Annotated in this window: 10 protein-coding genes and 1 pseudogene; 6 read left to right on the forward strand and 5 right to left on the reverse strand. The window is 72.8% G+C overall.

The window, feature by feature from the left end; all coding sequences use genetic code 11:
* On the forward strand, positions 1-412 hold a 412-nt coding region (locus tag MCM47_RS36880; RefSeq protein WP_238951381.1), incomplete at its 5' end, for a DUF4037 domain-containing protein.
* A gap of 241 nt (positions 413-653) precedes the next feature.
* Here MCM47_RS36880 and MCM47_RS36885 read toward each other — a convergent pair.
* The 3 genes and pseudogenes from MCM47_RS36885 to xylA all read right to left on the reverse strand — a co-directional run bounded on the left by MCM47_RS36885 (position 654) and on the right by xylA (position 4023).
* Positions 654-1566: pseudogene (locus tag MCM47_RS36885) on the reverse strand (IS982 family transposase).
* Between the two features lie 63 nt (positions 1567-1629).
* Complete coding sequence (locus tag MCM47_RS36890) at positions 1630-2253, reverse strand: NPCBM/NEW2 domain-containing protein (protein ID WP_238951382.1); 624 nt, start codon at positions 2251-2253, stop codon at positions 1630-1632.
* A gap of 597 nt (positions 2254-2850) precedes the next feature.
* The gene (xylA, locus tag MCM47_RS36895) at positions 2851-4023 is read right to left on the reverse strand and encodes a xylose isomerase (RefSeq protein ID WP_238951383.1); all 1173 of its coding nucleotides are present in this window, start codon (positions 4021-4023) and stop codon (positions 2851-2853) included.
* Positions 4024-4118: 95 nt separating this feature from the next.
* Here xylA and xylB point away from each other — a divergent pair, with 95 nt between their 5' ends.
* The 3 genes from xylB to MCM47_RS36910 all read left to right on the forward strand — a co-directional run bounded on the left by xylB (position 4119) and on the right by MCM47_RS36910 (position 7468).
* A complete protein-coding gene (xylB, locus tag MCM47_RS36900; RefSeq protein ID WP_238951384.1) occupies positions 4119-5549 on the forward strand; it encodes a xylulokinase in 1431 nt (476 codons plus the stop codon).
* A 72-nt stretch (positions 5550-5621) separates the two neighbouring features.
* Positions 5622-6815: an ROK family transcriptional regulator gene (locus MCM47_RS36905; protein ID WP_238951385.1), complete on the forward strand. Its 1194-nt coding sequence runs from the start codon at positions 5622-5624 to the stop codon at positions 6813-6815.
* A 68-nt stretch (positions 6816-6883) separates the two neighbouring features.
* The gene (locus MCM47_RS36910) at positions 6884-7468 is read left to right on the forward strand and encodes an AAA family ATPase (RefSeq protein ID WP_238951386.1); all 585 of its coding nucleotides are present in this window, start codon (positions 6884-6886) and stop codon (positions 7466-7468) included.
* A 43-nt stretch (positions 7469-7511) separates the two neighbouring features.
* Here the strand turns inward: MCM47_RS36910 and MCM47_RS36915 are convergent, their stop codons facing one another.
* Positions 7512-8666 carry a permease gene (locus MCM47_RS36915; RefSeq protein ID WP_238951387.1) on the reverse strand — a complete coding sequence of 385 codons (1155 nt, stop codon included), beginning with the start codon at positions 8664-8666 and terminating at the stop codon, positions 7512-7514.
* Between the two features lie 285 nt (positions 8667-8951).
* On the reverse strand, positions 8952-9341 hold the full coding sequence (locus tag MCM47_RS36920) for a transglycosylase family protein (RefSeq protein ID WP_305068072.1): 390 nt from the start codon (positions 9339-9341) through the stop codon (positions 8952-8954).
* Positions 9342-9854: 513 nt separating this feature from the next.
* Between MCM47_RS36920 and MCM47_RS36925 the strand changes: the two genes are divergently transcribed.
* The gene (locus tag MCM47_RS36925) at positions 9855-10637 is read left to right on the forward strand and encodes a GNAT family N-acetyltransferase (protein ID WP_238951388.1); all 783 of its coding nucleotides are present in this window, start codon (positions 9855-9857) and stop codon (positions 10635-10637) included.
* Between the two features lie 163 nt (positions 10638-10800).
* On the forward strand, positions 10801-11172 hold the full coding sequence (locus MCM47_RS36930) for a VOC family protein (RefSeq protein WP_238951389.1): 372 nt from the start codon (positions 10801-10803) through the stop codon (positions 11170-11172).
* Positions 11173-11380: the final 208 nt, after the last annotated feature.

Raw genomic sequence — 11380 nt, forward strand, 5'->3', positions numbered from 1 at the left:
ACTGGCCGACCCCGGTGGAGAGCTGACCGAGCTTCGGCGGCGGACGGCGACGTATCCGGAGCAGCTGCGGGAAGCACTGACGGCGGGAGCCTGGGAGGCGGAGTTCCTGGTCGATGCCGCGGCGAAGGGCGCTGCCCGGGGCGACGTCCTCTACGTGTCCCTGTGTCTGTCGCGAGCGGTCGGCGTGCTGGTGCAGGCGTTGTACGCCGCGGACAGGCGCTGGTGCCTGAATGAGAAGGGCGCCCTGGCTGTCGCCGAGACGCTGCCGACGGCACCGCCGGACTTCGGTGCGCGCGTCCGCGTCATGCTGGGGTGCCCGGGAGAGACGCCTGAGGCACTGAGTGCGACGGTGGCCCGGGCTCGGGCACTGGTCCAGGAGACCCGCACGAGGCTGAGCACGTCCACTGTGTAGGGTGCCAGGTCCGATCGGCTGTCGTTAGGCGGCGAGTCTGAGCTGGTCGCGGTAGCGGGTCTGGTGGTTGCGGGCGAACTCCTGCTTCTCGTGTCAGGTCCACTAGGACTCGTCCGGTCGGTCACGTGGGGAGCCGGATGACAGGGCCACTGCGGTGGCGGTGCCGACGCAGACGAAGAGCAAGGCCGGCGATGGTCACATGCTCGGGCGGGAGAGTCCTAGATGACTGATGCCAAGGGGTTCAGTGGTCATACGCGGTGAGGGAGCGCATGACGGGCTGTCCCGTCTGGTCGTTGTGCCAGATCGCGGTGGTCAGCGCGAGGATCCGCTGGAGGACGCGGACCATGACGCCGCCGGGTGTGCGGCCCTGGGTCGTTCGAGATCGAGCTGGCCCTTGAACGTGTCATTGACGGACTCGATGATCTGCCGCAACGGCTTGAACAGCTGCGATCCGGCCCGTTGGGTCTCGCCCTTGCGGGCCGGCCGCAGGAGCCGGATCTCCAGCTCGGCGAGCTCACGCTCGAATGCGGCACCGTAGTAGTTCCTGTCCCCGATCAGAGTCTGTCCGGGGCGGGCGGCCACCAGGTCGGTCTCGGTGTCCAGGATGTCCAGCAGGGTGGTGCGCTCGTCGGCCTTGGCGCCGGTCAACGCGAACGCAACGGGCAGGCCGTGCAGGGTGCACACCAGGTGCAGCCGCAGGCCCAGAAGAACCGCGAATGACTGGCGCAGTATCCGTACTCGGCCCATCCGGCCAGGTCGGAGCGCTTGACCGTCTCGCGGGAGCGGCCGCACTCGATCGGGGTGGAGTCGACCACCCAGACGTTGTCGGTCCACAGGCTGGTGTCGGTGGCCAGCAGCCGGTTGACCCGGGCGATCAGGTCGGCGGCCTTGCGCAGGCGCCGGTTGTAGCCGGACTGTCCGGGCAGGTACGGGAACAGGTGCCGCAGGTGGGAGCGGGCGTAGCGGATCCAGCGGCGCTCGGAGACGTGGCCGAGCAGGGCTTGCATCACCGCAAGCGTGACCAGCTCGGCGTCGCTGAGCTTGGGCTCGATACCGATCTCGGGCCGCCACGGCGCCAGATGCGGCGATTCCTTCAGCAGATCGTCGGTTCTCACGTACAGTGCGGTGGCGAGGGAGTCCAGATCAGGCGTCACAACCGATCTTTGGACTCCCTCGCTTCATGTCATGCGCGCCAGCGAGCCCTTGGCATCAATCATCTAGGGGGTCGAGCCGACACGGGTCAGGACCGGGTCGCCCACGGCGATCAGCGCCTGTCCGCAGGACCCGTCGGACGTGTAGGCGATGCGGAGCCTGAGCACGCCCGTGAGGTCCACGGAGATCGGTACGCTCTCGCCCAACGTGAGGTTCTGGCGGATGAGTTCGCGGTCGTCACCGTAGATGGTGACGCTTCCGCTCCGGCCCTCCGACCTGTCCTCGACTCCCACGGTGGTGGTGAGCTTCGACCACTCCTTGCTGAGGTTGAACTCGATGCTCCCGCCGTACTTGCAGTACTGGTCCCCGGTGACCAGCGAGTTCTGGTACGTCTTCCCCGCTATCGCGACCTTCGCCCGGGAGAGGTCGCAGTAGCAGGTGATCGGGGCGAGGACCATGAGGGACTGATCCGTCGCGGCGGGCCTCTGCGGCGTCGGCCCGGTGCCGGCCGGCCCGTTCCCGGACGGGGTGTCCGGCAGTGCGGGGGCGGTCACCGTCCGCGTGACCGTCACCGTCGGGCCCGGTATGGTCTCGGTGGCCACCGCGCTGGAGGCGGTGGGGGAGTGCACCACCGCAGGCAGGCCGAGGAACCCGATCGCCAGTCCGGCCACGCCGGTCAGAGCCGTCACGACGGCGGCGAACTCACTCCACCGCCCGCTCGACGCCGCCGGGGGCCGCGGCGGATGCGCGGGAGGCGGTGGAACACTGCCGCTCTCGTGAGCGCCCTCGCCTGACGGAATGCTGCTCATCGGCCCCCCGGTTGAGTCGAAGAGATGATGACACGTGGCGTGGGGCGGGGAAAGAGCGCCGCCGGCCTCCTCGGAGCGCGCGCTGGCCACAAGCGGTATCGGAAGTCGAACCCGTCCTGCCTCCGGCGTCGGGCGCGCGCCCGACCCCCGGCTGCTCAGCGGGGCCGGTCGCGCGCGCCAGAGCGGTCGCGACGTGCTCCGACGAGCGCGGCTACGTCTACCTCGGTACCGTCACCGCAGCCGCGCTCGTCATCTGCTCCGTACATGATCGCCCGGACGGAACCCAGGCGTTGAAGTCGCCGTTGCTGCGTAGGGCGCGGAGCTTGAGTGCATGGGGTGCGCCTCGGAACGCCGCGGCCGGCCCGGCAGCCGGGCCGGGGAGGAACTGCGGTGTCTCGTGAAGGCGGCGGTGGAGCGACCGGCACGTATTGGGGCCGGGTGGCGCCAATGCACGACCCGGCCCGGTCGGCGGTCCGCTCAGCGGGCGCCGAGGAGGTGTTCGAGCGCCAGCTGGTCCAGCTGCTCGAAGGCCATGCCGCGCCGGGCGGCGGCCTCGACGTCGAACTCCTCGAAGGCGGTGCGGTCCGCCAGCAGCCCTGCCAGGCCGTCCCCGGCCGTGGGCAGGGCCAGTTCGGGCAGCCGGGAGGCGGCGAGTGCGGCCTGCACCTCCGGGTCGGCCCGGAAGGCGCGGGACCGCTCGGCCAGCAGCAGGTAGTTGCGCATGCAACCCGCCGCCGAGGCCCAGACGCCGTCGACGTCCTCGGTGCGCGGCGGCTTGAAGTCGAAGTGTCGCGGGCCGTCGTAGCCGGCCGTTTCCAGCAGGTCGACCAGCCAGAACGCCTGCCGCAGGTCGCCCGCGCCGAAGCGCAGGTCCTGGTCGTACTTGATGCCGGACTGGCCGTTGAGGTCGATGTGGAACAGCTTGCCGTGCCACAGCGCCTGGGCGATGCCGTGCGGGAAGTTGAGTCCGGCCATCTGCTCGTGACCGACCTCCGGGTTGAGGCCGACCCGCTCGGGGCGCTCCAGCTCGTTGATGAACGCCAGGGCGTGGCCGACGGTGGGGAGCAGGATGTCGCCGCGCGGCTCGTTGGGCTTGGGCTCGATCGCGAAGCGCAGGTCGTAGCCCTGCTGTTCGACGTACTCGCCGAGCAGGTCGAAGGCCTCCTTGAGCCGGTCGAGCGCGGTGCGTACGTCCTTGGCCGCGCCGGACTCCGCCCCCTCGCGCCCACCCCAGGCGACGTAGACCGAGGCGCCGAGTTCGGCGGCCAGGTCGATGTTGCGGATGGTCTTGCGCAGTGCGTAGCGCCGGACGTCGCGGTCGTTGGCGGTGAAGGCGCCGTCCTTGAAGAGCGGGTGGGTGAAGAGGTTGGTGGTGGCCATCGGGACCTTCAGCCCGGCGGCGTCCAGGGCGGCGCGGAAACGCTTGACGGCCTCCTCGCGGGTGGCGTCGCCCGCGCCGAAGGGGATCAGGTCGTCGTCGTGGAAGGTGACGCCGTGGGCGCCGAGTCCGGCCAGGCGCTGGACGGTCTCGACCGGGTCGAGGGCGGGGCGGGTGGCGTCACCGAAGGGGTCGCGCCCCTGCCAGCCGACGGTCCACAGGCCGAAGGTGAACTTGTGCGCCGGGGTGGGGACGAGCGGGTCGCTGGACATGGAGCGGCTCCGGAACAGTGCGGAGGGGTGTTTGTCAGGGCTCTCAACAAATTAGTATGCCCGAACCCGGGAAGGAACCCCCAACGGAGGAACGCATGGCTGAGCAGCGTGTCGTGATCGGCGTCGACAGCTCGACCCAGTCCACCAAGGCCCTCGCCGTCGACATCGACACGGGCGCCGTGCTGGGCGAGGGCCGCGCCCCGCACCAGGTGAGCGAGGGCGCCGGCCGGGAGAGCGATCCCGAGCAGTGGTGGCGGGCCCTCGAGGAGGCCGCCGCCGGGACGGGTTGGGCCGAGCGCGCCGCCGCCGTCTCGATCGCCGGCCAGCAGCACGGCCTGGTCACCCTGGACGCGGCCGGAGCGCCGGTGCGCCCCGCCCTGCTGTGGAACGACGTCCGCTCCGCCCCCCAGGCGGCCGAACTGCGCACGGCGATCGGGCCCGCGGAGCTCGTCCGGCGCTCCGGAAGCCTGCCGACCGCCGCCTTCACCGCCCCCAAGTGGGCCTGGCTGCGCGCCCACGAGCCCGCCGCGGCCGACCGCGTCGCCGCCGTGCGCCTCCCGCACGACTTCCTGACCGAGCGGCTGACCGGCGAGGCGGTGACCGACCGCGGTGACGCGTCCGGAACGGGGTGGTGGGGGCCGGGCGGCTACGACAAGGACCTCCTCGACCGCATCGGGCTCGACCCCGCCCTGCTGCCGCGGGTCCTCGCGCCCGGCGCGCGGGCCGGCCTGGTCCGCCCGGGGACGGTGCTGCGCGCGGGGACCCCGGTGGCCACCGGGACCGGCGACAACATGGCCGCCGCCCTCGGGCTGGGCCTGCGGCCCGGACAGCCGGTGCTCAGCCTCGGCACCTCCGGGACGGTCTACACCGTCGGCCGGGAACGCCCGGTGGACCCGAGCGGGACGGTCGCGGGCTTCGCCGACGCCCTCGGCGGCTGGCTGCCGCTCGCCTGCACGCTCAACTGCACCCTGGCCGTCGACCGCTTCGCCACCCTGCTCGGACGCGGGCGTGAGGAGGTCGAGGACGGCGGCACCGCCGTGGTGCTGCCCTATCTGGACGGTGAGCGCACACCGGACCTCCCGGGTGCCTCCGGCCTGGTCCACGGGCTGCGCCACGAGACCACCCCGGGCCAGCTGCTCCAGGCCGCCTACGACGGCGCCGCCCACGCCCTGCTCACCGCCCTCGCCGACGTGCTGCGCGCGGGCGGCGGGGACGGGGCCGGTGACGAGCCGCTGCTGCTCATCGGCGGCGGCGCCCGCGGACGGGCCTGGCAACAGACCGTGCTGCGGCTCTCGGGCCAGGCCGTCCGGGTGCCCGAGGCCCGGGAGCTGGTCGCGCTCGGCGCGGCCGCCCAGGCCGCCGCGTTGCTGACCGGGGAGCCCGCCGACGCGGTGGCTCGCCGGTGGCGCACCGCCGAGGGCCCGCTGCTGGAGCCCGTGGCACGGGACGACGTCGCCCTCGAACGGATCGGCGATACCCTGCGTCGGGCCGGCGCCTTGCAGGGAGCCCCGGCCGAGGACCGGTAGGAGGGGCGGGGCGTGAAGGCGGTCGGCAGCGCGAGGAACGGCCAGGGGAGCGGTCCCGCGTCGCAACAGGACATGCGGCGGCGGAACCTCTCGGTGGTCCTCGGCGCGGTCGCCGGCAACGCACCGCCCGCCCGCCCGCTGTCGCGCGCCGACGTCGCCGGACGCGTCGGCCTGACCAGGGCGGCCGTCTCGTCACTGGTCGACGAGCTGATCGGGCGGGGTGCGCTCACCGAGGCGGAGACCGCACCCGACGGACGGGTCGGCCGCCCCGGACGCGCCCTCGCGGTGAGCGACCAGGGCCCGGCCGGCCTCGGGCTCGAGGTCGGCGTCTCGCACCTCGGCGCGTGCGTCGCCGACCTGCGCGGAGAACCCCGGGTGTGGCGCCGGGTGGAACGCACGAACTCCGGCCGGCCACCCGCGCAGGTGCTGGCGGAGGTCGCCGAGCTGGCCGCCGAGGCGGAGACCGAGGCCCGCGCCCTCGGGCTGCACGTCGAGGGCCGGGTCCTGGCGGTGCCCGGTGTGGTGCCGAACGGACCGGCCGGGCGGGTCGAGCGCGCGCCCAACCTCGGCTGGTGCGCCCTGGACGTCGCCGCGCACTGGCCCGACCCGGGCACCGTGCCCGAGCCGGAGAACGAGGCCAACCTCGGGGCTCTGGCCGAGTACTGGAACGCCGAGCGGGCCGCGGCGACCTTCGTGCACGTCTCCGTGGACGCCGGGATCGGTGCCGCGCTGGTCATCGACGGGCGGCTGTTCCGCGGCGCCCGCGGTTTCGCCGGCGAACTGGGCCACGTCCCCGTCCACCCGGCCGGCCTGCCCTGCGCCTGCGGCGCGCGCGGCTGCCTGGAGCAGTACGCGGGACAGGCGGCCGTGCTGCGCGAGGCCGGTCTCGCGCAGCACGGCCCGGCCGTGCCCGGTGCCGCGGAGGCCGACGACCCGGCCGCCCTGCTCGCGGAACGGGCCGCCGCCGGTCACGCGCCGACCCTGGCGGCGCTGGACCGCGCGGGCCGCGCCCTGGGCCTCGCCCTCACCTCCGCCGTCGACCTCATCGACCCGGACGCCCTCGTCCTCGGCGGCACCTACGCCGAACTGGCCGAGTGGCTGCTGCCGTCCGTCCGGGCCGAGCTGGCCGACCGGGTCACCGTCCGCCCGTGGGCACCGGAGGCGCTGCGTCCGTCCGTCCTGGGCCGACGCGGACCCGTGCTGGGCGCGGCGCAGACCACCGTCCGCCGGATCATGGCGGACCCCACGCTGCTGCCCGTCCTCTGACGGACCGGGAGGCCTCCGGGGGCCGAGGGGCTCCCTCTGCGGCGTCTCGCCGGCCCTATGCTGGCGCGATGTCCGACAGCACACCCCCGACCCTGCTCTTCGTCATCGGCCCGGCGGCGGTCGGCAAGATGACCGTGGGCGGCGCCATCGCCGAGCGCACCGGCTTCAAGCTCTTCCACAACCACCTCACCATCGAGCCCTTGCTGAGGCTGTTCCCGTACGAGTCGCCGCAGTTCCAGCGCCTCAACCACGACTTCCGCGAGCAGATCCTCGCCGAGGCCGCCGCGAGCGACCTGGCCGGCCTGGTGTTCACCTTCGTCTGGGACTTCGACGACCCGGCCGACGCCGCACTCGTCGACCACTACGCGGCCCCGTTCCGCGCGCGGGGCGCCCGGGTGCTGTTCCTGGAGCTCACCGCGGACCAGAGCGTCCGGCGTGAGCGCAACGCCGGCGAGTCCCGGCTGGCGGAGAAGGCCTCCAAGCGTGACCTGGAGTGGTCCGACGCCAACCTGGTCGGCATGGACGGGACGATGCGGCTGAACTCGGTCGACGACTTCGCCCACCTCCCCGGGGTACACCTGCTGATCGACAACACCCACCTCGAACCGGACGAGGTCGCCCGGCGCGCGGTGGAGCATTTCGAACTCCGCTGATGCGGTTCCGGCAGGAGGCCGGCCGGCGAGGGGCCGGCCGGCCTCAGGCCGCGTGGTCGTGGCCGGCGTCCGGCGAGCCGCCCATCATCCGGAGCATGGGAAGACCGCCGGTCCGGACGAAGCGCACCAGCAGGACGGCCGCCAGCAGCAGGAAGGCGATGTTGAGGAAGGTCGTGTAGTTCCAGGAGACGCCCTCCATCGGAATGGTCGCGTCCTCCCGGTCGGGGATCAGCCCGAGCGCGCCGAAGCCGAGCTCGATGGCGTACCCGGCGACGACCATGGCCGGGTAGAAGGTCGCGAGCAGGAACAGGGCCATCCTCCTGCCGTAGTACTTCCGGTAGATGTTGAGGATGGGCAGGATCAGCAGGTCGGCGAAGATGAAGGAGATGACGCCGCCGAAGCTGATGCCGCCCTTCCACAGGACGACGGCCAGCGGCACGTTGCCGATCGAGCAGACGAACGAGGCGATCGCCACCAGCGGCCCGATGAGCGGGCCCCAGATCTTGGACGCCACGGGGTGGCCCTCGAAGAAGAAGGCCTGCCAGAAGCCGTCGGGCACCCAGGCGGCGATCGCGCCGGCGATGAGCAGGCCCAGCACCAGGTCGCGCAGGATGGCCGCCCACTCCATGACGAACACGTGCGAGGTGGCGGTGAAGCCCTCGCCGGAGAAGAGCCGCCGGGCGAACGAGCCCTCGCGTCGTACGGACATGTCCATCGCCGCGTGGCCCTCCATCGAGCCGGCCAGGCCGCGCCCGGCCTGAGTACGGGCCTCCCGCAGCAGCCGGTCGTGCAGGAGCAGCCGGAAGAGGACCGCCAGCAGCGCGATCATGATCGGCCCGCCCACGAACTCCGCCGCGGTGAACTGCCAGCCCATCAGCAGCGCCAGGATCACGCCGAGCTCGACGACCAGGTTGGTGGAGGCGATCTCGAAGGCCATCGCCGCCGTGAAGTCGGCCCCCTTGCGGAACAACGAACGGGCCAGCGCCACCGCGGCGTAGGAGCACGACGAGGAGGCTGCCCCCAGACCGGCGGCGACCACGAGCGTCCGGGGCCGGTCGTCCCCCAGCAGACCGGCGACGGTGGCCCTGTGCACGACCGCCTGGACGACGGCGGACAGCGCGAAACCGAGGATCAGCGCCCAGGTGATCTCCCAGGTCATGGACCCGCTGATCGACAGCGCGTGCAGGACGGCATCCACGGGCGCTCGCGCCTTCCGTTCGACTCCGGACCCGATCCGGCCCGCTCTCCGCAGCCGCGCGCAGCCCGCCCCGGCCGCGCGCACCTCCCGGACACGCTATGCCGCGCCGGCACGAATCCAGCGGCACCGAGCCGACACCGCCGCTGCGCGCCGCGCCGAGCCGTGCCGCCCCGGACCGGGTCCGGCGTGTCCGTGAACGCCGCGACGCCGCTGCTCCCGGGCCCGGTGTGGTGGTCGGGTGGGGTGCAGCGGCGTTGTCGGGGGTGCCGGTGGGGGCTGGGGGTGTTACTTGGTGAGGCCGGCCTTGACGGAGCAGACGGGCCAGGCGCCGGGGCCCTGGGCGGCGAGGACCTTCTCGCCGATGGCGATCTGCTGGGCCTTGGTGGCCTGGTGGGCCTGGGGGGCGTAGGCGGTGCCGCCGAAGGCGGCCCAGGTGCTGGAGGTGAACTGGAGGCCGCCGTAGAAGCCGTTGCCGGTGTTGATGGCCCAGTTGCCGGTGGCTTCGCACTGGGCGACCTTGTCCCAGACGGAGGCGGGGGCGGCGGAGGCGGCGTTGGCCGTGACGAGGCCGGCCACCGGCAGGGCGGTGAGGGCCCCGGCCATGAGTGCCATGCGGACGCGGTTGCGGCGCTTGGTGGCGGTGGTGGCGGTGGTGGTCTCGTTACGGAAGGCCATGGGGTTTCCTTTCGGAAGGGGTGTGCGGGCGCGCGGAACCAGGCCCGGTCGGGGGGTGTGGTTGCGGGGACGCGCGCGGTTCGCGTGGTGGGGGCACCGGGGTCGTCCGTGGGCCGGTGGGGCCTGGTGGGCGGTGTCGTTCGGTGCAACGGGTTCGAAGTTACGGGGGTGGGTGGGGGGTTTCAAGGATTGTGAGGTTTGGGCTGGTCGGGGGGTGGTTACCTGAGGTATTGATCAAGGGATTGTGATGTTTTGAAGGCAAATGTCCCATTTTTCAAGATCGAACACGGCTGTGGAGTGGCCCGCGCCACACGGATGGGGTTGTGAGGCCGCGCACATCGTCGACGCCGGGTGACGCCCCTGCACCGGCCCGTGCACGACGTGGGGGTGGTGCCCCCGTCCCGGGGTGGCCCGCACCACAGCCCTCACCCATCGCACGCGTCCGGCCGACTTTCCGTGACGTTCGCTCGGATCGGCGGATGCGCGGCCGGTCGGGAGCCTAGGGTGGCTGCCATGTCCGGCTACGAGCTCCAGCGCATCAACGGCTTCCTCGCCGGATTCGCCCGACGTCAGGCCGAACACACGGTCGACATCCCCGGTGGGTTCGCCGTCTTCGACGACCGCTTCGCCGAGTCGTGGTCCCACAACCAGGTGGTCGTCGACCGTGCCGGCGGGGACCCGGATGCGCTGCCGGGCCTGGTGGACGAGGTGATGGGGGAGCGGCCTTTCCGTCTCGTCTCCGTGCTCGACGGGGAATTCGGGGAGGCGTGCGTCGCTCCCTTCGAACGGGCCGGCTTCCTGCACCACACCTACCTGGTGATGCTGCACACCGGCCCGGTCCCCGCCGACCGGCCCGCCGGCAGCGGGCCCACGGCCGAGGACGTGGACCTGGAGGCGATCCGCGCCCCGCTCTCCACACGGTGGCGCACCCTCCTGCCCGAGGCCGGCGACGACGTGATCGACATGCTGGTCGACCGCCGCCGGACGCGTTGGCGGGGGGCCACTCGCGTACAGGTCCTCGGGTCACGGGCGGAGAACGGCGAGGTGGCCGCGTGGGGAGACCTCTATCTCGAACCGACCCTCGGCATCGCCCAGATCGAGGACGTGATGACCGCCGGGGACCACCTGCGGCGCGGCCACGCCGACGCCGTCCTCGCCACCGCCCTCCGCCGAGCCGCCGCCGCCGGCTGTGGCACCCGCTTCCTGATCGCCGACGCCGACGACTGGCCGCGCCGCTGGTACGAACGCCGCGGCTTCACCGCCATCGGCCGCTCCCACGGCTTTCAGCGGACCTGACCCCGGCGGACCCGAGCCCGGCGGACCTGACCCCGGCTGACCCGACCCCGGTGGAGTCGCACCGGCCGGACGAATAACCGGTCGCGAAGCATGGGGCCGACCATTACGGTGACGCCACACATGGGTTCGACGTCCGTCGTGCGACGGCTGTCACGGAGGTGTCATGCCCCTGAAGATGAGGCTCACGGCGATCACGCTCGACTGTGCCGATCCCGTGGAGCTGGCCGCGTTCTACCGGGAGGCCACCGGGTTCGAGCCCCACCCGAAGTCCGACGGTGACTTCGCCGGCCTCACCCGTGAGGACGGACTCTTCATCGGGTTCCAACGGGTCGATGACTACCGGGCTCCGCAGTGGCCGGACCGGGTCGCGCCGCAGCAGGTGCACCTCGACTTCGCGGTCGCCGATCTCGACGAGGCCGAGCGGCTGCTGCTGGAGCTGGGCGCCGTCAAGCCCGCGTGCCAGCCGGGTGGCGACAGGTGGCGGGTGTTCCTCGATCCGGCCGGGCACCCCTTCTGCCTCACCGGAGGAGGCTGACGCCAGGAGCGGGGTACGGGCTGAGGCCCTCGTCCGGCCCTGGCTTCAGGCCCCAGGTCCGCCTCCGGCGTCGACGTACCGTGTTCCACGGATCCGGACGCGCTGGAACCCCGTGCTCCCCTCCCCGTCGCCCGCCCGCGACGGTGGTGGCGCCGGGCCGCCCGGAAAGCCCTGGCGCCCCGGTCCACGGCCGAGAGCGAGGCCGGGG

The sequence above is a fragment of the Kitasatospora sp. A2-31 genome (assembly GCF_022288725.1).
GTDB lineage: Bacteria > Actinomycetota > Actinomycetes > Streptomycetales > Streptomycetaceae > Kitasatospora.